Consider the following 22176-nt stretch of genomic DNA (forward strand, 5'->3'; position numbering starts at 1 on the left):
CCCGCGCCAGGCACGGCCCGTTGAACGGGGAACCCACCCGAAGCCCCAACCGGTCACCACCGGCAGGCAGACGGGAATCCCCTCCCTTTAGGGAGCGGAGGACGTCAAGCGCAACTCCTCGACTACGGTCGTCCGTATGACCATTGTCGCCTCCGGCCCCTCCGTGTCCGCCACCGCCTCCGGTGCCGCCGCCGCGTCCGACAAGGGCGTCGGCCCGCTGCTGCGCGGCTGGCGGGAGCGGCGCCGGATCTCCCAGCTGGAGCTGGCGCTGCGTGCCGACTCCTCCGCCCGGCACATCAGCTTCGTCGAGACCGGCCGGTCCCGGCCGAGCGAGGAGATGGTGCTGCGCCTCGCCGAGCACCTGGAGGTACCGGTGCGGGAGCGCAACGCCCTGCTGCTGGCGGCCGGTTACGCCCCGTACTACCCGGAGACCCCGCTGGACGACCCGGCGCTGGACGCGCTGCGCGACGGCATGGAACGCCTGATCCAGGGCTACGAGCCCTACCCGGCGCTGGTGGTCGACGCCACGTACACGGTGGTCGCCGCGAACCGTGGCATCGCCATGCTGCTGGAGGGCGTGCCGCAGGAGCTGATGGAGCCGGCCCCGAACGCGATGCGGCTGACCCTGCACCCGCAGGGGCTGGCGCCGCGGATCCGGAACCTGCAGGAGTGGCGCGGTCATCTGCTGGAGCAGATGCAGCGGCAGCTCGCCCTGCACCGCTCGGACCGGCTCCGCGCCCTGTACGAGGAGGTGTCGGCCTATCCGGTGCCGCTCGACGCGTCCGGTGACGAACCGGCCGAGCCCGTACCGTACTTCGCGCTGCCGCTGGTCATCGAGCACGACGGCCGCGTGCTGTCGTTCGTGTCGTCGATCTCCACGTTCAACACGCCGATGGACGTCACGGTCGCCGAGCTGGCCATCGAGACGTTCCTGCCGGCGGACGCGGCGACCACCAAGTACCTGCACACATTGGCCGGTTGAGGACACTGCGCGGATCCGGTTCGCCTCGACCACGTGTGCGGGACGGCACGGCGTGACAGACTGCCCGCGTGCGTCGGCGCGTAGGGGAGGGCGTGGCGTGAGCGAGCGGCGGGCCGCGCCCACCGTGGGCCAGGTGGTGCTCGGCAAACGGCTGCAGGAGCTGCGCGAGGCGGCGGGACTGAGCCGGGAGGAGGCCGCCCGGGTCCTCAGGGTGGCGTCGGCGACCGTACGGCGGATGGAGATGGCCGAGGTCGCGCTGAAGATCCCCTACGTGCAGGTGCTGCTCTCCACCTACGGGGTGCCCGAGGAGGAGGCGTCCGCGTTCGTGCGGCTGGCCGAGGAGGCGAACCAGCCGGGCTGGTGGCAGCGCTTCCACGACGTGCTCCCCGACTGGTTCAGCCTGTACGTCAGCCTGGAGGGCGCCGCCCGCATCATCCGCTCCTACGAGCCGCACTTCGTGCCCGGCCTGCTGCAGACCGAGGCGTACGCGCGCGCGGTGATGGAGGCCGGAACGATCGGGCAGACCCGGCCGGAGACCGTCGAACGCCATGTGTCGCTGCGCATGGAGCGGCAGCTGCTGCTCGAGCGGGACGACCCGCCCCACCTGTGGGTGATCATGGACGAGACGGTGCTCAGGCGCCCGGTGAGCATGCGGCCCGAGGTGATGCGGGACCAGCTGGACCGGCTGCTGGAGTACGCCGAGCGTGACCGGGTCACCCTGCAGCTCGCGGAGTTCGCCGCGGGCCCGCACCCGGGGACGTACGCGCCGTTCACGCTGTTCCGGTTCGCCGAGCCGGAGCTGCCGGACATGGTGTTCACCGAGTATCTGACCGGCGCGCTCTATCTGGACTCGCGCCGGGAGGTCGCTGCCCATCTGGAGGTGCTGGACCACATGACGGCCCGGGCGGCCTCGGCCCAGCGCACGCGGAAGGTCCTGCGGGAGTACCGCGAGAGCCTGTGAACGCGGTCGCGTGACGCTCCGCGCCCCGAGGGGTCAGGGGTTCCCCGATCCTCCCGCCGTAGGGCCGGGCGACGGCGATGCCGCGTCCCGTCGTCGGGACGCGGCATCGCGGGGTCGTCCGGCCGGGTCCTGCCAGCGTCAGGCCAGCTCGGCCGTCAGGGTGATCGTCGTACCGGTCAGGGCCTGGCTGACCGGGCAGTTCTTCTTGGCGTCCTCGGCGGCCGAGGCGAAGCCGTCCGCGTCCAGGCCCGGCACCTCGCCGCGCACGGTGAGGTGAATGCCGGTGATGCCCTCGCCCGGCTGGAAGGTGACGTCGGCCTCGGTCCGCAGCCGGGTGGGCGGGGTGCCGGCGCCGGCCAGGGCGTGCGAGAGGGCCATGGAGAAGCAGCTGGAGTGGGCGGCGGCGATCAGCTCCTCGGGGCTGGTCTTCCCGTTCGCGTCCTGGGCGCGCGAGGCCCACGTGACGGGCTGCTCGCCGATGCCGGAGGAGTCGAAGGTGACGACGCCCTTGCCCTCGAGCAGGTTGCCTTCCCAGACGGTGTGCGCGGTGCGCGTGGTGGCCACGGTGATTCCTTTCCGTCGGATCCCGTTACGGGGTTTTCCGTATCCCCTATCCGATCACATCCGGGCTCATCGGACTCTGAAGACGGGCCCCCGCGCGGTGAACGGGAGGTGATTTCCCTGGGGGATCAGATAGGCGTGCTCGCGGCGCACCCGCAGGACGTCGCACCAGCCGTCGGTGATGACCAGCACCGGTGCGGTGGGTGGGAAGTCCTCGGCCCGGTGCAGCAGGTCGATGCCGGGCTGCAGGATCGTACCGCCGCGTCCGTGCACCCGGACCCGGCCCGCGATCTCGGTGACGGGCAGGTACCCGGCGTCGTGCGGGGCGGTGTCGCAGAAGACGACGCGGGCGGCCGGTACGTCGCGGGCCTCGGCGTAGGAGGCGATGGCGCCGAGCGCCTTGCCGAGCAGGGTGTGGCTCATGGAGCCGGAGGTGTCCAGGACGACGCCGAAGGTGCAGCGGGCGACCTCCTCCGGCGGGAACCAGCGCCCGGCGCGGGGGATGTCCGGGGTGGACGCCTGGCGGCGGGCGGGGCGGGCGTAGGACCGTACGGGCTCGGGGCGGGGCACGAACTCATCGAACCAGCGGGCCAGTTGAGCGTCCCAGGGCAGCGGGGGGTGGCTGAGCGCGCGGATCTCCTCCACCAGGCCGCCGGGCAGGAAGCCGCGCTCCTGCCTCTGGTGCAGGTCCAGGCCGCGGGTCAGGCCGCGGCGGTAGAACCCGTCCAGGTCGACGTAGTCGCCGACCGGGGTGAGCGGGGCGCCGAGGACGTCGCCGGTGCCCTTGCCGCGCAGGGTGGCGAGGCGGCGCGCGCGGCGCAGGTCGCCGGCGATGCGGTCGTAGACCTCCTCGGCGGACAGGCCGGCCAGCTGCGGGTCGTGCAGGAGTCCCTCCGGCATGGTGCCGACCTGCATCTCGACCAGCCAGCCGTTGATGACGTAGTCGCAGGCGACGTTGAACAGGTAGGGGTCACGGGGGCCGCACCGGTCGCCGTGGCGCAGGGCGGCGTGCAGCATCTCGTGGGCGAGGACGAACCGCCATTCCTCGTCGTCGAAGCGGCGCAGCGGGTTGACGTAGATCTCGCCGGCCGCGGGGTCGACGGCGGCGATCTGGATGCCGTGGGCGCGGGCGAGTTCGGCGTCCGCGACGAGCTTGATCCCGGCGGCGATGCCGCCGAGCAGCGGGTAGGAGGAGACGAACCAGCTCAGGGCCTTGTCCCAGGGGCGCTGCGCGGTCCGCTCGCCGGTGAGGGAGTCCCGGCGGCCGGCGGCCATGTCCATCGCGGCGGACACGGTACGGGTCAGCGCGGTGGCGAAGGCCAGTTGCCGGTCGGGGACCGGCCCCTGCCAGGCCTGCCATTCGGTGAGCATCTGGTCGGGTGCGCCGCCGGCGGTGCCGCAGCGCTCGTAGGCGGGCGGCAGGCCGTGGGCGCGCCAGCGTGCGGCGAGCCGCTCCTCGTCCCCGTCGGGGTAGCCGGCGGGCAGGTCGTCGGGGGTGGTGCCGACGGGGAAGCCGAGCAGGAAACGGTTGACGACGACGCAGCGGGCGGCGAGGTCGTACCGGTCGGGCTGCTCGCGCCGGCCGCGGGCGGCGGGGACGTGCCCGAAGCCGAGGTGGAGCGCGGCGTGGGCGAGGGCCCAGGCCCAGGCGCCGGGGTCGGCGAAGCGGTCGGGGTGGGCGTGGACGGTGGCGTCGGAGTCGACGACGAGCAGCCCGTCGCGCGGGGCGAGGGCGCAGGTCTCGCTGCGGCAGGTGCTGAACTCGAACGCGGCGAGCGCGGGGTTGGCGCGCAGCAGCCGCATGCCCTCGGCGAACGCCTCGCCGGCGAGGTCGCGTTTCTTCTTCGGCGGGGTGCGGTTCACCGCCGGGCCTCCACCAGGCGGGGCATGTCGCGGGCGGCCTCGACCAGGAACCAGGAGGGCAGCACGGGGTTGCCGTCGTCGTCCCCGGCTATGACGGTCTGGGCGACCTCGACGGAGATCTCGGCGAGCTGCACCAGCAGCGCCTTGGCGCGGTAGGCGACCTGCCGTCCGTTCGCCGACATGTGCTCCTTGCCGGCGGGCAGTTCCTTGAGCAGCCGGCCGCGGAACGACTCCGCGAGGTAGTACAGCAGGTCCCGGTCCTGCATGCGGTGCGGCCAGCGGGCGTCGCCCTTCAGGATCGCCTCGATCCCGAACCGGCTGCGGACGACCTTGACGTAGCCGCAGAACGCGGTGGCGTGCGCGGGGGTGAGCGTGCCGTGCGCGAGGACGGTCAGGGTGGGCTCGTCGAGGTCGGGTCCGAAGGAGTGCAGGGCGTCGGAGAGCATGTGCCAGGAGCGGGGCGTGGAGAACGGTTCCTCGGTCTTCGGCGGCTTGGACCACAGGTGGTCGGGCCGGTCGGTGAGGTGGTCCAGGATCCACGGGTGGATGCCGTTCTCGCCCGCCCACGCCAGCCAGTCCGTGGCGGAGACCTCCAGGTGGACGTGGGCGAGCCGGTTGACCAGGGCGGAGGCGAGGGGCCGGGCGAGGGCGTTGTCGGTGGCCCGGTTGCCGGCGCCGATCACGATGGACCCCTCGGGCAGCTCGTAGTTCCCGATGCGGCGGTCGAGGATCAGCGAGTAGAACGCCTTCTGCACGTCCGGGGTGGCCGCGTTGAGCTCGTCCAGGAACAGGCAGTAGGGCTCGTCGCGGGCGATGGTCTCCGGCGGGCAGAACACCGAGCGTCCGTCGCGGATCTGCGGCACGCCGATCAGATCCTCGGGCGCGAGCTGGGTGCCGAGCAGACTCACGCACTCCAGGCCGAGCGAGGTGGCGAACTCCCGCACCAGGGACGACTTTCCGATGCCGGGGGCGCCCCAGAGGAAGACGGGCCGGACGGTGGCGAGGCCGAGGAGGAGTTCGGGGACGCGGGCGGGGGTGACGGTGACGGCAGCCTGCAAGGCGGGGACATCCTCGGGTGTTCGAGTGGTGTACGACTCGAACAGTGTGGGTGTGCGGCGGGGCGGGCGCAGCCGATTTTCAGGCGGCCCGCTCCTCCGTCTCCTCCGTCTCCTCCGTCTCCTCCCCGTCGTCGGTGAGGGGTACCTGCGGTCCGCTGAGCTCGCGCAGCCAGCGCCGCAGTACGCGGTGCACGTGCTCGGCGCCGGCCAGATCCCCGTCCGCGTCGACCGGCGCGGACAGCTCCAGCGGGGAGAGCAGGAACGGGCGGGACTGTGCGCCGCCGAGCCCGCCGTGGGAGCCGATCTGCTCCTCGAAGGCGAGGACTTCGCCGTCGGCGGGGTCGTACGCGGAGTTGACCATGATGTCCGCGGTGTGCGGGAAGGAGTGGGTACGGCGCACGGCGTCGACGGCACCGGGGCCGAAGCGGGCCAGCGGGCCGGTCTCGTCGTCCAGCTCGGCCAGCGGGATCTCGGTGCCGTAGGGGCCCAGCACCACGCCGCCGTGCTCGTCGTCGGCGACCAGCAGGAAGCCGATGCCGGGGTGGTTGGCGAGGGTGGTGAGCAGGGCGGGGTGGCGGGCGTCGATCTCCGCCTTGGTCATGCGGTGGGGCACGTCGGGGAAGGAGACCAGGCCGAGGTTGCCGGAGGCCAGGACGATCGGTTCCGAGGCGCGGGCGGGGCGTTCCTCCACGGGGCGGCGCAGCGCGGCACGGACGGCGGCGCGGGCCTCGGCGCCGCTGCGGGTGCGATCGGCGCGGCGGGGGACGTGCAGTCCGCAGCCGGCCCGGACGAGGTCGGCGAGGGTGAGACCGTAGCGGGCGTGGAAGGTCTCGCCGGGGCTCTGGCCGTGGTCGGAGAGGACGACGATCCGGTAGGGGCGTGGGGCGTGTTCGGCGACGCGTTCGATCAGCGCGAGGGACCGGTCGAGGCGCTGCAGCACCTTCTCGGCGTCCCGGCTGCACGGGCCCGAGTGGTGGGCGACCTCGTCGTAGGCGACGAGGTCGGCGTAGACGGCGGTGCGGCCGGCGAGCATGTCGCCCATGACCGCGGCGACGACGACGTCCCGTTCGACGACGGTGGCGAAGGCGCGGACGAAGGGGTAGAGGCCGCCGCGGGACACCCGGGGACGCTGCCTGCGGAGCCGGGCGCGGGTGGACTGGCCGATCTCGCGGGCGACCTCGGCGGCGAAGGAGAGGGCGGTGCGGACGGCGTTGGCCGGGTCGGAGAAGTAGGCGAAGTAGCCGGCTCGGGAACGGTTCTCGCGGCCTCGGCGGCGGGTCGCGATGGAGAGGACGAGGGCCTGTTCACCGGCGCCGCCGCTGAAGAGGTTGCCTCGGCTCGCGCCGTCGACGGTCAGCAGTCCGCCGTCGCCTGTATGCGATATGGCGCGGCGTTGCAGTTCGGCGGCACTGGTCGGTCGATTGCATACCATCACCTCGCCCCGGTCCTTCTCGTACCAGCGGAAGGCGGGCACGTCGAAGGTGCTGCCGTGCAGGATGCCGAGCTGACTGGCGCCGGTCTGGCTGGACCAGTCGGTGCGCCAGGGGGTGAGGCGGTGGGTGGGGCGGTGGTTGGGGCTGTGGTTGGGGCGTATGCAGTCGCCTGTCGGCGGCATTTCGCCGACGGTCGGCCGGGTGCCGCCGTCTGACGGCCGTCTGTCGTCGCCTGTCGACGGCATGGTGTCGCCTGTCGACTGTGGATCTTCGCCCGTCGACCGTATACCTTCGCCGGTCGGCTGTCGGGGCCCATCTGTCGAGTGTGTGCCGTCGTCGGTCGGCTGTCCGGGGTCGCCCGTCGACCGTATGCCTTCGACTGTCGGTTGTATGCCGTCGGCAGCGGCCAGCCAGCGGGCGACCGTCGGCATCAGCCCCTTGCGGATCGCGTCCTCGAGGACGTCGTGGCCCACGCCGTCGAGTTGGATGAAGACCAGGCCGGGTGCGGACGGGCAGGGTGAGTTGGTTCTGCTGCGGCGGGTGGCGAGGCGGTGCAGCCGGCGCCGGTAGGCCTCGTCGTCGCGCACGGCGAGGGCGGCGCCGGTGGCCGAGGCGACGGCGGACATCACGGCGGCCACGATGACGGCGGTCTCCGGGGCGACCGCGCCCCGGCCGGAGGGGTTGAGGCGCAGGGCGAGCAGCAGCAGGGAGCCGTTGAGGAAGAAGACGAGCAGGCCCAGTACCAGGGCGGGGATGAGCAGCAGCAGCCGGACCAGGAGGGGCCAGGCCACGGCCGAGAGCACACCGAAGGCGCCGGCGCCGCAGGCGGCGGTGACGGCGATGCGGGTGCTGCTGTCGCCGTCGGGGGACTGGAGCCGGAAGTCGGGAAGGAGTCCGGCCAGGAGCAGCATGGTGAGGGTGGACACCGCCCATACGGCGATGCTCCGTCCGGTCTGACTGGCGATCCGCCGCCATCTCACGCCTCGCACGCCCCGCACACCTCACGTCCCGGCCCCTTCGACAGCCGGGCCGCTGTCCACCTTGTCATATGGCACGACGGCCCTTCGGGCGGGTGGACGGGCGCGGGGCGCCGGGCGTCACCGGCCGTCGTAGCCGGCCGTCGGCATCGACAGCCGGCGGTGGACCTGTGCCTTCATCTGCGCGTCGTAGGACGGTTCGGCCCGGCCCACGGTCTCCACCCGGACCCCGCGCCGGGCGCATTCGGCGGTGAACTCCTCCACCGACGACAGGGCCCGTTCGAGCACGCGCAGGCTGGGCGCGACGAACACGTCCACGCCCGGGCGGATTCCGTCCCACAGTGCGCAGTGGTCGAAACGAAGTCCGCCGACGAGAAGTTCCCGGGCCAGCACGTAGCCGCGTTCGGCCGCCCAGCGGGCGCACATCGCGTGCTGGCTGCGGGAGTCCACCAGGAAGGGGTCGGCCTCCAGCTCCTCCAGGGGAGTCAGGCTGGCGATGGCGGTGACCCGCACGGTCGTGAGCGCGCCGACGACACCGCGCAGCTCTCCCATGGCGTCCCCCTCACCTCCGGGTTTCGCCGCAGACCCTACTCCTGCCCGTAGGCTTCGGGGAGTCGCGTGAAGGAGGCGAAGAGGTGCCGGTGGAGATCACCTGGTGGGGTCACGCAACCTGCACGATCGAGGATGCGCACACTCGGGTGCTCACCGATCCTCTGTTCGCTCGCCGGCTGGCGCATCTGCGGCGCCGCCGGGGTGCCGTGCCGCCCGCGGAGGCCCGCCGCGCGGACGTGGCGCTCGTCTCGCATCTGCACGCCGACCATCTGCATCTGCCTTCGCTGGCCGGTCTGGCTCCGGGCACGCGCCTGCTCGTACCCCGGGGCGCACCACGGGCGGTGCCGGGTGTGCGCCGGCTGCGGCACCTGCGGGTCATCGAGGTGGTCCCGGGGGACGAGGTGCGGATGGGCGGGGTGCTGGTCCGGGTGGTGCCCGCGCTGCACGACGGGCGGCGGCTGCCGGTGGGGCCGCACCGCTCCCCCGCCCTGGGTTACGTGGTGGAGGGTGAGGCGCGGACGTATTTCGCGGGTGACACGGGGCTGTTCGACGCCATGGCCGAGCAGGTGGGGCCGGTGGATGTGGCGCTGTTGCCGGTGGGGGGCTGGGGGCCGTTTCTCGGCGAGGGGCACCTGGACGCGGGGCGGGCGGCGCGGGTGCTGGCCCGGCTGGCGCCGCGGGTGGCGGTGCCGGTGCACTACGGGACGTACTGGCCGATCGGTATGGACGCGGTGCGCCCGCACGAGTTCCATGCGCCGGGGGACGAGTTCGTGCGCCTGGCGGCGCAGGCCGCGCCACGGGTGGCGGTGCACAAGCTGGGGCACGGGGAGAGCGTGCGGCTGGAGGTCGCGCGGTGATACGGCCGGCCTGTGCGGTGATGCTCGCCGCCGCGACGTCGGCCGTGCCCACGGAGGTGACGCAGCGGGCGCTCGGTTATCCGTCGCTGTTCTCGCTGGTGTTGATCGGTGCGCTGGTGCCGGTGGTGCCGACGGGGGCGCTGGTGAGTTCGGCGGCGGTGGTGGCGTTCCATCAGACGGCGCCGTTCTCGCTGGCTCTGGTGTTCGTGACGGCGTCGCTGGCCGCGTTCCTGGGGGATGCGGCGCTGTACTGGCTGGGGCGGCGCGGGATGCGGTCGAAGAGCGGGTCGCGGTGGCTGGAGGCGATACGGTCCCGGGCGCCGGAGGAGCGGCTGGCGCAGGCGCGGGGGAAGCTGGCCGACCACGGGGTGGCCGTGCTGGTGCTGTCCCGGCTGGTGCCGGCGGGGCGCATACCGGTGATGCTGGCCTGTCTGATGGCGGACTGGCCGTTGCGGCGGTTCAGCCGGGGGAATGTGGCGGCGTGCCTCGCGTGGGCGGTCACGTATCAGGTGATCGGGATTCTGGGCGGGTCGTTGTTCAAGGAGCCGTGGGAGGGGGTGGCCGCGGCGGTCGTACTGACTCTGACCGTCAGTGCGGTGCCGGGGCTGATACGGCGGGTGCGGTAGCGCTGGGGCGGTGGGGTCGTGGGGGTGGGGTCGTCGCGATGCGGCCGGCCAACGGCTCTTGGCGGGATCCGGCTGTCCATCGGCTGTCGTTGGGATGCAGTCGCCGGTATACGGTCGCCGGCGTACGGTCGTCGGGGGTGTCGTCGCCCGTATACGGTCGTCGAGATTCTGTCGCCGGAATGCGATCGTCGGGATGCGGTCGCCCGCATACGGTCGTCGTGATGTGGTCGCTCGAACAGCGCGCTCGCGATTCGGTCGCCGGGATGCGGTCGTCTGCATACGGTCGCCGGTCGTCGGGATCCAGTCGTAGGGATCCAGTCGCCGGAACGCAGTCGCCGGATTCCGTTCTCCTGATGCTCCGTCAGGAAGCGTTCGCTCTGGATCCGGCCGCGCGGTCCAGCTCCAGCACCTTCGAGCCGCCCACCGGCAGGTCCCACAGGTCCGTGCGTTCCAGACCGGCTTTCTCCCAGGCGGTCCGCACGCGGGTGAGGGGTTCGAGGACCGGCTCGGCCGAGAGGATGAAGGTGCCCCAGTGCATGGGGGCCATGCGGCGGGCGCCGAGGTCCAGGGTGGCCTGGACGGCCTCCTCGGGGTCGCAGTGGACGTCGCTGAGCCACCAGCGGGGGTCGTAGGCGCCGATGGGCATCAGAGCGAGGTCGATGCCGGGGTAGCGGCGGCCGATGCGGGTGAACCAGTGGCCGTAACCGGTGTCGCCGGCGAAGTAGAGGCGCTGCCCGTGGGGGTCGGTGAGGACCCAGCCGCCCCAGAGGCTGTGGCAGGTGTCGGTGAGGGTGCGCTTGGACCAGTGATGGGCGGGCACGAAGTCGAAACGAACCCCTGAAAGTTCGGCGGCCTCCCACCAGTCCAGCTCGGTGACGCAGGTGAACCGGCGGCGGCGGAACCAGCGGCCGAGGCCGGCCGGGGCGAACACGGGGGTGTCGCGCGGGAGTCGGCGCAGGGTCGGGGCGTCCAGGTGGTCGTAGTGGTTGTGGCTGATGACGACCGCGTCGACGGGCGGCAGGGTCTCCCAGGGAACGCCGACGGGGGTGATGCGGGCCGGGGTGCCGAGGATGCGGTGGGACCACACGGGGTCGGTGAGGACGGTGAGGCCGCCGACGCGGATGATCCAACTGGCGTGTCCCGCCCAGGTGACGGCGAGGGTGTGGGTGTCGACGCGGGGCAGTGGGGCGGGTGCGCAGGGGAGCCCGGGGATGTCGGCGAGGCCGTCGGGGCCGGGGCGTACGGCGCCTTCGCGGGCGAAGCGGGCGAGGGCCTTGAGGCCGGGCAGGGGCGCGGTGAGCCGGTCGTGGAACGTGCGGGGCCATACGCGGTGTTCGCCGAGGGGGCGGGGCTCGGCCAGTGGGGGGAAAGGGAGTGCCGGAGGGGGCTTCGGGGTGCCCGGCCGGGCCGCTGCCGTGGTCGTCGTCGTGGCCCTTCCCGTGGTCCTCTCCGGGGCCGGAGCAGCGGTCTCTCTCGCGGTGGCCGGGGTGGGCGTCCTGGACGTCTCGGTGTCCGTCGCCGGGGGCGTGGTCCGGGTGGGCGTCGTGGTCGTCGTGGCCGATCCGGGCTCGTGCGTCTGCTGCGTCATCGAGGAGGCTCCCATCGCTGAGCGTCGTCGCGGAGGTCGTCGAGGACCGACGTCAAGGAGGTCAACGCGCGGTGCACGTGCGGCAGTTCCAACGGTTCGGGCGTGGTGAGGCATTCGGTGCGCTCCTCGTCCGTGCCGCCCAGCAGGGGCCCCGTGGAGAGCCGTACGCGCAGTGCGCCGAGGTCGTCGCCGAAGCGGTGGCCGCCGGGTGCGGGCATGCCGAGCCGGGCGGTGAGGAAGTCCTCCAGTTCCTGTGCGTCGCCGACGCCCTGGGCGGCGAGGGGTTCGCGCAGCGGGGCGAGGTCGGCGTACAGATGACGGCCGGCCTGGGGCGGGCGGACGAGCGCGCCGGCGGCGACTAGCGCGGCGTGCGCGGTGGCGGCGACGCGCGCGTGGAGCCGTACGGTGGCGTCGCGGCGGTCGGCGACGGGCGGGGGTTCGTCGAGGGCGTATCCGGCGGCCGCGGCGACCGGGCCGGCGATGCGGGCGCCGAGCGCGGTGAGGATGTCGAGTACGCGCGCGTGGAGCCGTGTTCCGTCCTCGGTCGCCGGGAAGCGGGCGACGGCGGCGGGCCAGCCGGGTGGGAGCAGGGCTCCGGCGAGGTCGGTGACGACGGTGACCCGGTCGGGCCGCATCTCGGCGGGGCTGAGCAGGACGGTGTCGTGCGGGTGGTGCAGGGTGTCGCGCCAGGTCTCGTCGCTGACCAGGTGCAGGCCCTCGCCGGTGGCCGCCTCGACGGTTTCGTGCAGGAGTTCGGGCGGGGCGACGGTGGCGGTGGGGTCGTCGGCGACGGACAGCACCAGCAGTCGTGGGTCGCCGCCCTCGGCGCGGACCCGGCGGACGGTCTCCAGCAGCGCGTAGGGGTCGGGGACTCCGCCGCTCTCGGCGGGGGTCGGCACGTGGAAGACGGGGCGGCCGAGGAGCCGGGCGTAAGGGGCCCACCAGGCGGCGCAGGGGCGTGGGACGAGGACGTCGGCGCCGTCACCGGCGAGTGCGGCGGTCAGTGCCAGCAGCAGGGCGGGGGCGCCGGGTCCCGCGGCCACCTGGTCGGGGATCGTGGGCAGGCCGCGCCGGGTCCAGTAGCCGCAGGCCGCCTCCAGCAGGGCGGGGGCGCCGCCGACGGGCTGGGCGTCGGCGCGGCTCGCGGCGGCGGCGAGCACGGCGGAGAGTTCGGGGAGGACGGGCAGGCCGTCGCCGGGCAGCGGCGGGCCGTAGCGGACGGGGCCGTGGCCCTCGGGGTCCGTCCGCCGCATGTCCGCCTCCGCGCAGTCCGTGGTGCCGTGTGCCGGCCCGCGGGGGCCGTGCCGTCCTCGCCGTGTTTGGTGTTCTCGCGCGCTGTCGTCCAGGGTGCCGGGAACGGGTGCCGTGTGGTTCGGGTGCCGTGTGGTTCGGGTGCCGTGTGGTTCGGGTGCCGTGTGGTTCGGGTGCTGGGTGGTCCGGGTGCCTGTGGTCGGGGGGCGTTGGTGCCCGTGGCCGGGGTCCGGCGGGTGGTGTCGTCGGTGCGGGCGGGGCAGGTGTCCGGTGCCGTGGTCCTCGGGAGGGTGTGTACCCGCCGGGCGGTGATCCATGGCCGGTGCGGGGCGTTCTGCCGGTCACGGGTCGGTCTGCGCCGGTCACAGGTCCGTGGTCCGGTGCTCCGGGCGTCCGCGGCCGTACAGGCGGTAGCCGGCTGCGGCGCAGGCGGTGGTGATGAGCACGCCGCCGGCGACGAGGGCCGGGACCGAGGGGTCGTAGCTGCCGCCCTGTCCGGCCTGCACCCCGTGCTCGACGCCGGCCGGGGCGCAACCGTCGGTGTCGTGCGACGCGGCGCACCCGGGGTCGTCTTCGGTGCAGGTCCCGGGCTCGGTGCAGCCCTGATGGCCGTCGTCGCCGGAACACTGCGCCCCGTTCTTGCACGGGGACCGCTGCGGGCACGCCTGCCCGTCCCGGCACCGGGCGCCGTCGTTTTGGCAGGACTGCTGCCCCTGTCGGCACGCCGCGCTCGTGTCGCCGCCCTGGTGGGTGCCGTCGTCGCACTTCTTGCCGTCCGTGCAGGTGCCGCCTGCGTCGTCGTCGCCGTGGGTGGGGGCGTGGGGGGCGTCCGACTGCTCGCGTGCCGTGCCGGATACGGGCGGGCAGGTGTCGCCGGCGGCCGGTGCCGGGTTCGGTCCGGTGTCCGCGGGGCGGGTCGCGGGCCGGCCGGCGGTTATGCGGGCGGTGCTCCGGTAGGGGGGCCCGGCCGCTCCGCCGACGGTGTCCGCGGCCTGGGACGGCCGCACGGTGTCGTCGTCGAGGGCCGGGTATTCGTCGTCGAGGGGGGCCAGTGCCGGGCCGGAGACGGTGTCGCAGGCCGCGGGAGGGGTGTCGGCGGTGGGGGTGGCGGCCGCGCCGGTGCCGGTCAGGGCGAGCGCGGCACCGGCGACGAGGGCGACGGACAGGGCACGGGTGGTGCGGCGCATGGGGTGGGCTCCTCGACGGGCGTCGGCGGTGCGGCGGGGACGGCGGAGCGCCGGCGCACCGGTGGGGCGGTACGGCGGTCACCGGGACGGGGTACGGCGGTGCTGCCGTACGGCGTCGCGGGTGCGGGGCACGGGGCGTGCCCTCGCTGCCATGACAGCCCGTGCAACGGCGTACCGCGCGCGGCCGGGCCCCATTCGCGGGACGCGCACGCCCGGCCGGGTGAAAGCGACGCTCCGCGGCCGTACGCCGGGACGCCCCCGCCCACATCCCCGCGGCCCCCCGCAGCGCCCCGCGGGCCTCTCGCGGGCCTCTCGCGGACCCCGCAACGCCCCGCGCGCTCCCCCGCCGGGAGGTTTTCCGTCTCCCTCGCAGGTCACTCGGAACGTGCTGACCGGACCGTCCGCTTCGCACTGCACCGGGGAGGTCTCTCCATGAGCACCAAGGTCTCCGACCACATTCTCGAGCGCCTGCGCGCTTGGGGGGTGGATCAGATCTTCGGGTATCCGGGCGACGGCATCAACGGGCTGCTCGCCGCCTGGGGCCGTGCCGAGGACCAGCCGAGGTTCATCCAGTCCCGGCACGAGGAGATGTCCGCGTTCGAGGCGGTGGGGTTCGCCAAGTTCAGCGGGAAGCTGGGTGTGTGCGTGGCGACCTCGGGCCCCGGCGCCATCCATCTGCTGAACGGCCTGTACGACGCCAAGCTCGACCATGTGCCGGTGCTGGCGATCGTGGGCCAGACGAACCGGACGGCGATGGGCGGCTCGTACCAGCAGGAGGTCGACCTGCACACGCTGTACAAGGACGTCGCCTCGGAGTTCGTGGAGACGGTGACGGTGCCCGAGCAGCTGCCGAACGTGCTGGACCGGGCGATCCGCACGGCGTACGCGCGGCGTTGCCCGACGGCGCTGATCATCCCGGCCGATGTGCAGGAACTGGACTACTCGGCGCCGACGCACGACTTCAAGATGGTGCCGTCCAGTCTGGGCATGAGCGACTACACGGCGACCCCGACGGACGAGGCGCTGCGCCGGGCGGCGGACGTGCTGAACGCGGGTGACAAGGTCGCCGTCCTGGTGGGTCAGGGTGCCGCCGGTGCGGTCGCGGAGGTGCAGGAGATCGCCGAGCTGCTCGGTGCGGGGGTGGCGAAGGCGCTGCTCGGCAAGGACGTGCTGAGTGACGAACTGCCGTATGTCACGGGGCCGATCGGGCTGCTGGGCTCCCGGCCGTCGTACGAGCTGATGCGGGACTGCGACACCTTGCTGACGATCGGTTCGTCGTTCCCGTACACGCAGTTCATGCCGGACTTCGGCAAGGCGCGGGGTGTGCAGATCGACATCGATCCGCACATGATCGGTATGCGTTTCCCGTACGAGGTGAATCTCGTCGGTGACGCGAGGTCGACGCTGCGGCGGCTGATCCCGTTGCTGGACAGCGACCGGGGCGGGCGCGAGTGGTACGACACGGTGTGCGCGAACGTGAAGCGCTGGCACGAGACGATGGACCGGCGGGCGGCGCAGTCGGCCGATCCGATCAACCCCGAGCACGTGGCGCGCGCCCTGGATCCGCTGCTGCCGGAGGACGCGATCCTGACGTCGGACTCCGGTTCGGTCGCGAACTGGTACGCGCGGCACATCACCATGCGGCCGGGGATGCGGGGTTCGCTGTCCGGGACGCTGGCGACGATGGGCCCGGGCGTGCCGTATGCGATCGGGGCGAAGTTCGCGCATCCGGACCGGCCGGTGTTCGCGCTGGTCGGGGACGGGGCGATGCAGATGAACGGCCTCGCGGAGATGATCACTGCGGCGAAGTACAAGGACCGCTGGTCGGATCCGCGGCTGGTGGTGGCGGTGTGGAACAACCAGGACCTGAACCAGGTGACCTGGGAGATGCGGGCCATGGAGGGCTCTCCGTCGTTCCTGCCGTCGCAGTCGATCCCGGACGTGCAGTACGCGGCGTTCGCCCGGTCGCTCGGGCTGACCGGGATCCGGGTGGAGAAGCCGGAGGACGTGGAGGCGGGCTGGCGGCAGGCGCTGGAGGCGGACGGGCCGTGCGTGATCGAGTTCCTCACGGACCCGGCCGTGCCGCCGATCCCGCCGCACGCTACGTGGGAGCAGATGGAGGCGACGGCGTCCGCGATCCTCAAGGGCGACTCGGACCGGCGTTCGATGATCAAGCAGGGGCTGAAGGCGAAGGTGCAGGAGTTCCTGCCGGGGCGGGAGAAGCAGTAGCCGGGGATGGGGATGTGGAGTGGCAGCACGGGACCGTTCGGTTCACCGGTGCACGAGGACTCCAACCGGGTGACTCGCATCGGGTGACTTGCATCGGGTGACTCGCAAGTCACCCGATACCCGATGTCCAGCGGTCCCGGGCAGGGCCGTTCGGGGTCTTCGCCGTCCTGGCACACCCTGTCGGCCGGGTGCCGGGCCGGGCCCGGCGCGTGCCACCGCCGCCTTCGGGCGTTCGGGGCGTCCAGGGCCGGTCGGTCCCCTGCGGGGACTTGCGGCCCCTGACCCGGTGGGCGTGGCGTCACCAGGCTGGTGGTGGACGCCCGCTCCCGGGAGGTGGAGACAGTGACGACCCGAACCGTCGCGGTGGGCCTCGACGGCTCGCTCCAGAGCCGCGCCGCTGCCGAATGGCCGCGTTCGTGGCGCGGCCTTGCTGCTCGATGGGAGGGGCCTGGCGGGGTGGGACCGCGCGGGTCTCCCGTGCGGCCGCGAAGCGGCTGCGGCCGGGTCCTCCGGGTGTCGAGGTGATCCCTGATCAGCCGGCGGGGACGCCGGCCGGGGCGCTGATCGATGCGGCGGACTCCGCCGGACTGGTGGTGCCGGGCCCGCGCGGCTTCCACGAGATGAACGGGGCGGGCGGGTTCGCTGCCGGTTCCGTCGGGCCAGCCGGCGTCGCCCATGCCGAACGTCCCATGGTCCTGGTCCCGGTCCGGGCCGCGTCGGCGCCCGGCGTCGCCACGGCTCCTTCGGTGTCCGGCCCGGCCGTGTCGCCCGCGGTGCGCCGCACCCTGCGGCGTGCCCGGTAGCCGTCATACCCGGACTTTCCTGCCGTTCCCGACACAATTGCCACCCATGTTGCCACCCACGTTGCCACCCATGGACGACGCATCCGGAGGACCCATGCCCACGGCCGCCCGCCCGGACACCACCGCACTGCCCGACGAGGAACTGCGGACCCTGGACGCCCACTGGCGCGCCGCCAACTACCTGGCGGCGGGCCAGATCTACCTCATGGCCAACCCCCTGCTGACCGAGCCGCTCAGGCCCGAGCACATCAAGCCGCGGCTGCTCGGCCACTGGGGCACCTCGCCCGGTCTGAACCTCGTGTACACCCACCTCAACCGCGTGATCAAGGCGCGCGGACTGGACGCGCTGTGCGTCTGGGGTCCGGGGCACGGAGGACCTGCCGTCCTGGCCGGCTCCTGGCTGGAGGGCAGCTACAGCGAGACCTATCCCGACGTCTCGCGGGACGCGGCCGGCATGGAGCGGCTGTTCCGCCGGTTCTCCTTCCCCGGCGGCGTGCCGAGCCACGTGGCGCCTGAGACACCGGGGTCGATCCACGAGGGCGGTGAGCTCGGATACTCCCTCGCGCACGCCTACGGCGCCGCCTTCGACAATCCGGACCTGCTGGTGGCGTGCGTGATCGGCGACGGTGAGGCGGAGACCGGGCCGCTGGCGGCCTCCTGGCACTCCAACAAGTTCCTCGACCCGGTCCACGACGGCGCCGTCCTGCCGATCCTGCACCTCAACGGCTACAAGATCGCCAACCCGACCGTGCTGTCGCGCCTGCCCGAACCGGAACTCGACGCGCTGCTGCGGGGTTACGGCCATGAGCCCCTGCACGTCACCGGTGACGATCCCCCGGCTGTGCACCGCGCCCTGGCCGCCGCGTTCGACGAGGCGCTGGAGAGGATCGCGCGGGCGCAGCGCACCGCCCGCGAGGAGGGCGGCACCGAACGCGTGCACTGGCCGGTGATCGTGCTGCGCACCCCCAAGGGCTGGACCGGCCCGGCCGAGGTCGACGGCGTTCCCGTCGAGGGCACCTGGCGGGCCCATCAGGTCCCGCTCGCCGGGGTCCGCGATGTCCCGGATCATCTGCGGCAGTTGGAGCGGTGGCTGCGCTCGTACCGGCCCGAGGAGCTCTTCGACCCGGACGGCCGTCCCGTGGCGGACGTCGTCGCCTGCGTCCCCGAGGGGAGCCGGCGGCTCGGAGCCGGACCACACGCGAACGGCGGTCTGCTCGTCCGCGAGCTGCCGCTGCCGCCCCTCGACGCCTTCGCCGTACCCGTCGACAAGCCCGGCGCCACGCTCCACGAGCCCACCCGCGTGCTCGGCGGCCTCCTCGCACAGGTCATGAACGACACCCGGCAGCGGCGGGACTTCCGTGTCGTCGGCCCGGACGAGACCGCCTCCAACCGGCTCCAGGCCGTCTTCGAGGCCAGCGGGAAGGCCTGGCAGGCCGGGACGCTTCCGGTGGACGAGCACCTGGACCGGCACGGCCGGGTGATGGAGGTCCTCTCCGAGCATCTCTGCCAGGGCTGGCTGGAGGGCTACCTGCTGACCGGCCGGCACGGGCTGTTCTCCTGCTACGAGGCGTTCGTGCACATCGTGGACTCCATGGTCAACCAGCACATCAAGTGGCTCAAGACGGCACGCGGGCTGTCCTGGCGGGCTCCGGTCCCCTCCCTCAACTACCTCCTCACCTCGCATGTGTGGCGCCAGGACCACAACGGCTTCTCGCACCAGGACCCGGGGTTCGTGGATCACGTCCTCAACAAGAGCCCGGCCGTCGTGCGGGTCTACCTCCCTCCGGACGCCAACACCCTTCTGTCGGTGGCCGATCACGTCCTGCGCAGCCGGGACTACGTCAACGTGATCGTGGCGGGCAAGCAGCCCTGCTTCGACTGGCTGACCATGGACCAGGCGCGGGTGCACTGCGCGCGGGGAGCCGGGATCTGGGACTGGGCCGGCACCGAGAACGGCGGCGAACCCGATGTCGTGCTGGCCTGCGCGGGCGACGTGCCCACGCAGGAGGTGCTGGCGGCGGCACAGCTGCTGCGCCGGCACCTGCCCCACCTCGCCGTGCGGGTGGTCAACGTGGTGGACATGACCCGGCTGCTGCCGCACGACGCACATCCGCACGGGATGACCGACTTCGAGTACGACGGGCTGTTCACCGCCGACAAACCGGTGGTCTTCGCCTACCACGGCTACCCCTGGCTGGTCCACCGCCTCGCCTACCGCCGCACCGGACACGGCAACCTCCATGTGCGCGGCTACAAGGAGTCGGGCACCACGACCACGCCGTTCGACATGGTCGTCCGCAACGACCTCGACCGGTACCGGCTCGTCATGGACGTCATCGACCGCGTGCCGGGCCTCGCCGTCCGTGCCGCGGCCGTACGGCAGGCGATGGCCGACGCCCGCGTCCGGCACCACGCGTGGATCCGCGAGCACGGCACCGACCTGCCGGAGGTCTCCGAGTGGAGCTGGAACAGCTGACCCCCGGAGGGCCGCCGCGGTTCGGACGGTGAGCCCGCCGTCCACCCCGCGTCCACATCGACCGTACGGCTTCGGCGTGGCGCTCCCGGGCCCGGACGGACTCGTCGCCGCCGCGCCCAGGTGCCGGACGTACGGCGGGAAGTGCCGGGACGGGCCGACGAGTTCCGCGGGGCCGAGGGTCTCGACGACGGCGGCCCGGCAGCCCGGCGACCCGGCAGCCCGGCGACCCGGCAGCCCGGCGATCTGGCAGCCCGGCGACCCGGCAGCCCGGCGATCTGGCAGCCCGGCAGCGCGCGGCAGCCGGGAACGTGCGGGTCGGGGGCGGCCGTGCCGGTGCACACGATCCGGAAGCGGTCGGCGCGCCGGTGCTCCTCGAACGGTCCGGCGCCGGCGTCGCACGAACCGTCCTGCGCTCCTGCCGGGGGCCGGGGGCCGGGGGCCGGTCGGGCGCGATCGGTCCCGAGGCTCGCCGGAGCAGCCCGTCGCCAAGCTCGCGGCGCGCCGGCCGTTACGCACCGGCCCTGCCGGGTACGCGTTTGCGCACTGAACGGATAAATGCGCCGATCGGCACATACAGGAGCGCGCAGAAGGGTTCGGGTGCCGGGCCACGGCCTCGGCCACTGACCTCTTCGAAAGTCGTCCGACAGGAAGAAGCCGTGACCGGACGCGAGAAGCCGTGGCCCGATGGCCGGTTTCCTGCGGTCGGACCCGGTGTCGGCCGGGGGCGGCCGGGTACGCGGTGTGGACCTTCGACCCTCTGGAGGGAGTCAGAGACATGCAGCGAGGCAGTGACCGGCTGAGCGCACACCGGGACGACGAGATGAAGCACGAGCTGAAGGGGCTGCTCCGGTCCGGGCATCCGACACGCGTCGAGGAGTGGCACGACCCGGAGCCTGCCGCCGACGACGACCCGGAGGTGTGGAGCGGGCCCGTGGGCGGCCTGGGTTCGCCGGCGTCGCTGGAGCGGGTGCGGACGGAGCTGGCGCGCACCCTGAGCCGCGGCTCGTTCCCGGCGACCGCCCGTGACCTGGCGCGGACGCTGCGCCGCAAGAACGCGCCGGGCGGTCTGGCGGACGCGGTGGCCGAGCTGCCGCACTCGGCTCGCTACGACAACGTGCAGCAGCTGGCGCAGGCCCTGGCGGAAGGCGCATGAGCGGGGACCGGACCGCCCGCGCCACCGCGGCCGGCGCCACCGTCGACGTCGGTGAGGCCACGACACGTTTCCTGCTGTACGGGCTGTTACCCGGCTGGTTCGTGCCGGGTCTGGCGGACTGGGTGCTGCACCGGCGGACCCGGATCGAGGACACCTCGGGGACGAAGGAGTCCCTGATCCACGCACTGATGATGGCGGAGGTGGGCGCGCCGATCGCGCTCACCCTGCGCTACGAGGTCAATCCGCTGCTGCTGGCCCTGCAGCTGGGCGCGGCGGCGGTGCACGAGGCGACGGCGCTGTGGGACGTGCGGACGGCCGTCGACAGCGACCGCGAGGTCAAACCGGTCGAGCAGCATGTGCACAGCTTTCTGGAGTCGCTGCCGTTCGGCGGGCTGGCCTCGCTGATGTGCCTGCACGCCGATCAGGCGCGGTCGCTGCTGCGGGGCGGGCGCGGGGATCCGAACGCATGGCGTCTGGTGCCGCGCCGGCGCCCGCTGTCGCCGGGCTATCTGGCGGGCATCGGTGTCGCGATCGGCACGTGTGTGCTGCTGCCGTACGGCGAGGAACTGCTGCGCTGCCGGCGGGCGGCCGGGGCGCGCAAGCGGCGCGGCCGCGCCGTCCGGGGTGAGCGGGACAGGAAAGGAAGCTGAGGATCATGCGTATCGCGTTCCTGGTGGCACCGGAGGGTGTCGAGCAGGTCGAGCTGACCGAGCCGTGGCAGGCGGCCTCGGACGCCGGGCACCAGCCGGTGCTGGTGTCCACCGGGCCGGGGAAGATCCAGGCGTTCAACCATCTCGACAAGGCGGACACGTTCCCCGTGGACGAGGTGGTGGGTGAGGCGTCGGCGGGTTCGTTCGGTGGCCTGGTGCTGCCGGGCGGGGTGGCGAACCCGGACTTCCTGCGGATGGACGAGAAAGCCGTCGCGTTCGTGAAGGCGTTCTTCGACGGGGGCCGCCCGGTGGCGGCGATCTGTCACGCGCCGTGGACGCTGGTGGAGGCCGATGTGGTGCGCGGCCGGGTGCTGACCTCATGGCCGAGCCTGCGGACGGACATCCGCAATGCGGGCGGCACCTGGGTGGACGAGCAGGTGAAGATCTGCGACCACGGTTCCAACCAGTTGGTGACCAGCCGTAAGCCGGACGATCTGAAGGCGTTCTGCGACGCGTTCCTGCACGTGTTCGCCGGGGATCCCGGCTGACGTGCGCCCGAGGCGTGCGCCCGAGGCGCGCCCGCGAGGCGCGCCCGGGGCGTGAAGGGCCGGCCCGTGATGTGGGCCGGCCCTTTCGCGTGCGGGTGGGGCTTGGCGCGGGGGTGGGGTGGGGTGCCGGTCAGGTGCCGGCGGTGTCCGGGGTCGCCGCCTCGCCGCAGCCGCGCTCGCGGGCGCCCTCGCGGGTGCGGGCCGCGCTGACCAGACGGCGCGGGTTGCGGCGCAGGTACTCGCCCTCCAGCTGCGCCATGCGCTCGTTGTGGGCCCGCAGTGCGTCGTTCGAGCCGTACAGGAGGGTGTCGTGGCGTGTGCGGTGGATGGTCTCCAGCTCTTTCATGAGCTGCTGGTCGTCCAGTCGGCTGGGGTCGACTCCGGTCATGGTGGTGCCCCGCTCGTCGTGTTCGTTCATGCG

General features: G+C 73.2%; 19 protein-coding genes. 10 read left to right on the plus strand and 9 right to left on the minus strand.

What is annotated here, in order from left to right; genetic code table 11:
• Positions 1 to 136: 136 nt before the first annotated feature.
• Positions 137 to 982, plus strand: a complete 846-nt coding sequence (locus AB0N17_RS40660; protein ID WP_366016715.1) for a helix-turn-helix transcriptional regulator — start codon at positions 137 to 139, stop codon at positions 980 to 982.
• A gap of 97 nt (positions 983 to 1079) precedes the next feature.
• The gene (locus AB0N17_RS40665; protein ID WP_366016716.1) at positions 1080 to 1943 is read left to right on the plus strand and encodes a helix-turn-helix transcriptional regulator; all 864 of its coding nucleotides are present in this window, start codon (positions 1080 to 1082) and stop codon (positions 1941 to 1943) included.
• Positions 1944 to 2081: 138 nt separating this feature from the next.
• Here AB0N17_RS40665 and AB0N17_RS40670 read toward each other — a convergent pair whose 3' ends face one another.
• The 5 genes from AB0N17_RS40670 to AB0N17_RS40690 form a co-directional block, all read right to left on the minus strand.
• Positions 2082 to 2507 (minus strand): OsmC family protein, encoded by a 426-nt coding sequence (locus AB0N17_RS40670; protein WP_366016717.1) that lies wholly within the window; start codon positions 2505 to 2507, stop codon positions 2082 to 2084.
• Positions 2508 to 2573: 66 nt separating this feature from the next.
• Positions 2574 to 4307 carry a hypothetical protein gene (locus AB0N17_RS40675; protein ID WP_366016747.1) on the minus strand — a complete coding sequence of 578 codons (1734 nt, stop codon included), beginning with the start codon at positions 4305 to 4307 and terminating at the stop codon, positions 2574 to 2576.
• A 56-nt stretch (positions 4308 to 4363) separates the two neighbouring features.
• A complete protein-coding gene (locus AB0N17_RS40680) occupies positions 4364 to 5425 on the minus strand; it encodes a MoxR family ATPase (protein WP_366016718.1) in 1062 nt (353 codons plus the stop codon).
• Positions 5426 to 5504: 79 nt separating this feature from the next.
• Positions 5505 to 7847 (minus strand): phage holin family protein, encoded by a 2343-nt coding sequence (locus AB0N17_RS40685; RefSeq protein ID WP_366016719.1) that lies wholly within the window; start codon positions 7845 to 7847, stop codon positions 5505 to 5507.
• Between the two features lie 108 nt (positions 7848 to 7955).
• Positions 7956 to 8387: a hypothetical protein gene (locus AB0N17_RS40690; protein WP_366016720.1), complete on the minus strand. Its 432-nt coding sequence runs from the start codon at positions 8385 to 8387 to the stop codon at positions 7956 to 7958.
• 83 nt (positions 8388 to 8470) lie between these two features.
• Between AB0N17_RS40690 and AB0N17_RS40695 the strand changes: the two genes are divergently transcribed.
• Together AB0N17_RS40695 and AB0N17_RS40700 are read left to right on the plus strand one after the other, a co-directional pair.
• Positions 8471 to 9244: an MBL fold metallo-hydrolase gene (locus AB0N17_RS40695; RefSeq protein WP_366016721.1), complete on the plus strand. Its 774-nt coding sequence runs from the start codon at positions 8471 to 8473 to the stop codon at positions 9242 to 9244.
• A 20-nt stretch (positions 9245 to 9264) separates the two neighbouring features.
• Positions 9265 to 9870 carry a VTT domain-containing protein gene (locus tag AB0N17_RS40700; RefSeq protein WP_366016722.1) on the plus strand — a complete coding sequence of 202 codons (606 nt, stop codon included), beginning with the start codon at positions 9265 to 9267 and terminating at the stop codon, positions 9868 to 9870.
• A gap of 361 nt (positions 9871 to 10231) precedes the next feature.
• Here AB0N17_RS40700 and AB0N17_RS40705 read toward each other — a convergent pair whose 3' ends face one another.
• The 3 genes from AB0N17_RS40705 to AB0N17_RS40715 all read right to left on the minus strand — a co-directional run bounded on the left by AB0N17_RS40705 (position 10232) and on the right by AB0N17_RS40715 (position 13896).
• Complete coding sequence (locus AB0N17_RS40705; protein WP_366016723.1) at positions 10232 to 11458, minus strand: MBL fold metallo-hydrolase; 1227 nt, start codon at positions 11456 to 11458, stop codon at positions 10232 to 10234.
• Complete coding sequence (locus tag AB0N17_RS40710) at positions 11455 to 12711, minus strand: aminotransferase class I/II-fold pyridoxal phosphate-dependent enzyme (protein ID WP_366016724.1); 1257 nt, start codon at positions 12709 to 12711, stop codon at positions 11455 to 11457. Before AB0N17_RS40710 ends, AB0N17_RS40705 begins: the two co-directional genes overlap by 4 nt.
• Positions 12712 to 13071: 360 nt before the next feature.
• Positions 13072 to 13896 carry a hypothetical protein gene (locus tag AB0N17_RS40715; protein WP_366016725.1) on the minus strand — a complete coding sequence of 275 codons (825 nt, stop codon included), beginning with the start codon at positions 13894 to 13896 and terminating at the stop codon, positions 13072 to 13074.
• A 432-nt stretch (positions 13897 to 14328) separates the two neighbouring features.
• On the opposite strand from AB0N17_RS40715, the gene AB0N17_RS40720 reads away from it, so the two are divergent.
• The 6 genes from AB0N17_RS40720 (at position 14329) to AB0N17_RS40745 (ending at position 21755) form a co-directional block, all read left to right on the plus strand.
• On the plus strand, positions 14329 to 16125 hold the full coding sequence (locus AB0N17_RS40720) for a thiamine pyrophosphate-requiring protein (RefSeq protein ID WP_366016726.1): 1797 nt from the start codon (positions 14329 to 14331) through the stop codon (positions 16123 to 16125).
• Between the two features lie 521 nt (positions 16126 to 16646).
• The gene (locus AB0N17_RS40725; RefSeq protein ID WP_366016727.1) at positions 16647 to 16928 is read left to right on the plus strand and encodes a hypothetical protein; all 282 of its coding nucleotides are present in this window, start codon (positions 16647 to 16649) and stop codon (positions 16926 to 16928) included.
• Positions 16929 to 17022: 94 nt separating this feature from the next.
• Positions 17023 to 19404, plus strand: coding sequence for a phosphoketolase family protein (locus tag AB0N17_RS40730; protein WP_366016748.1), 2382 nt, complete (start codon positions 17023 to 17025; stop codon positions 19402 to 19404).
• 775 nt (positions 19405 to 20179) lie between these two features.
• The gene (locus AB0N17_RS40735) at positions 20180 to 20557 is read left to right on the plus strand and encodes a DUF2795 domain-containing protein (protein WP_366016728.1); all 378 of its coding nucleotides are present in this window, start codon (positions 20180 to 20182) and stop codon (positions 20555 to 20557) included.
• On the plus strand, positions 20554 to 21207 hold the full coding sequence (locus AB0N17_RS40740) for a diguanylate cyclase (protein WP_366016729.1): 654 nt from the start codon (positions 20554 to 20556) through the stop codon (positions 21205 to 21207). Before AB0N17_RS40735 ends, AB0N17_RS40740 begins: the two co-directional genes overlap by 4 nt.
• A 5-nt stretch (positions 21208 to 21212) precedes the next feature.
• Positions 21213 to 21755, plus strand: a complete 543-nt coding sequence (locus tag AB0N17_RS40745) for a type 1 glutamine amidotransferase domain-containing protein (protein WP_366016730.1) — start codon at positions 21213 to 21215, stop codon at positions 21753 to 21755.
• A gap of 130 nt (positions 21756 to 21885) precedes the next feature.
• Here the strand turns inward: AB0N17_RS40745 and AB0N17_RS40750 are convergent, their stop codons facing one another.
• Positions 21886 to 22173, minus strand: coding sequence for a DUF6158 family protein (locus AB0N17_RS40750; protein ID WP_189815887.1), 288 nt, complete (start codon positions 22171 to 22173; stop codon positions 21886 to 21888).
• Between the last annotated feature and the right edge of the window lie 3 nt (positions 22174 to 22176).

Source organism: Streptomyces sp. NPDC051133 (assembly GCF_040682635.1).
GTDB lineage: Bacteria > Actinomycetota > Actinomycetes > Streptomycetales > Streptomycetaceae > Streptomyces.

What these genes read in the sequence shown, in the direction of transcription:
- AB0N17_RS40735 (WP_366016728.1), top strand. Translation starts at nt 20,180, where the DNA reads ATGCAGCGAGGCAGTGACCGGCTGAGCGCACACCGGGACGACGAGATG.
- AB0N17_RS40675 (WP_366016747.1), bottom strand. Translation starts at nt 4,307, where the DNA reads ATGCGGCTGCTGCGCGCCAACCCCGCGCTCGCCGCGTTCGAGTTCAGC.
- AB0N17_RS40750 (WP_189815887.1), bottom strand. Translation starts at nt 22,173, where the DNA reads ATGAACGAACACGACGAGCGGGGCACCACCATGACCGGAGTCGACCCC.
- AB0N17_RS40730 (WP_366016748.1), top strand. Translation starts at nt 17,023, where the DNA reads ATGCCCACGGCCGCCCGCCCGGACACCACCGCACTGCCCGACGAGGAA.
- AB0N17_RS40705 (WP_366016723.1), bottom strand. Translation starts at nt 11,458, where the DNA reads ATGACGCAGCAGACGCACGAGCCCGGATCGGCCACGACGACCACGACG.
- AB0N17_RS40715 (WP_366016725.1), bottom strand. Translation starts at nt 13,896, where the DNA reads ATGCGCCGCACCACCCGTGCCCTGTCCGTCGCCCTCGTCGCCGGTGCC.
- AB0N17_RS40740 (WP_366016729.1), top strand. Translation starts at nt 20,554, where the DNA reads ATGAGCGGGGACCGGACCGCCCGCGCCACCGCGGCCGGCGCCACCGTC.
- AB0N17_RS40720 (WP_366016726.1), top strand. Translation starts at nt 14,329, where the DNA reads ATGAGCACCAAGGTCTCCGACCACATTCTCGAGCGCCTGCGCGCTTGG.
- AB0N17_RS40690 (WP_366016720.1), bottom strand. Translation starts at nt 8,387, where the DNA reads ATGGGAGAGCTGCGCGGTGTCGTCGGCGCGCTCACGACCGTGCGGGTC.
- AB0N17_RS40745 (WP_366016730.1), top strand. Translation starts at nt 21,213, where the DNA reads ATGCGTATCGCGTTCCTGGTGGCACCGGAGGGTGTCGAGCAGGTCGAG.
- AB0N17_RS40710 (WP_366016724.1), bottom strand. Translation starts at nt 12,711, where the DNA reads ATGCGGCGGACGGACCCCGAGGGCCACGGCCCCGTCCGCTACGGCCCG.
- AB0N17_RS40700 (WP_366016722.1), top strand. Translation starts at nt 9,265, where the DNA reads ATGCTCGCCGCCGCGACGTCGGCCGTGCCCACGGAGGTGACGCAGCGG.
- AB0N17_RS40660 (WP_366016715.1), top strand. Translation starts at nt 137, where the DNA reads ATGACCATTGTCGCCTCCGGCCCCTCCGTGTCCGCCACCGCCTCCGGT.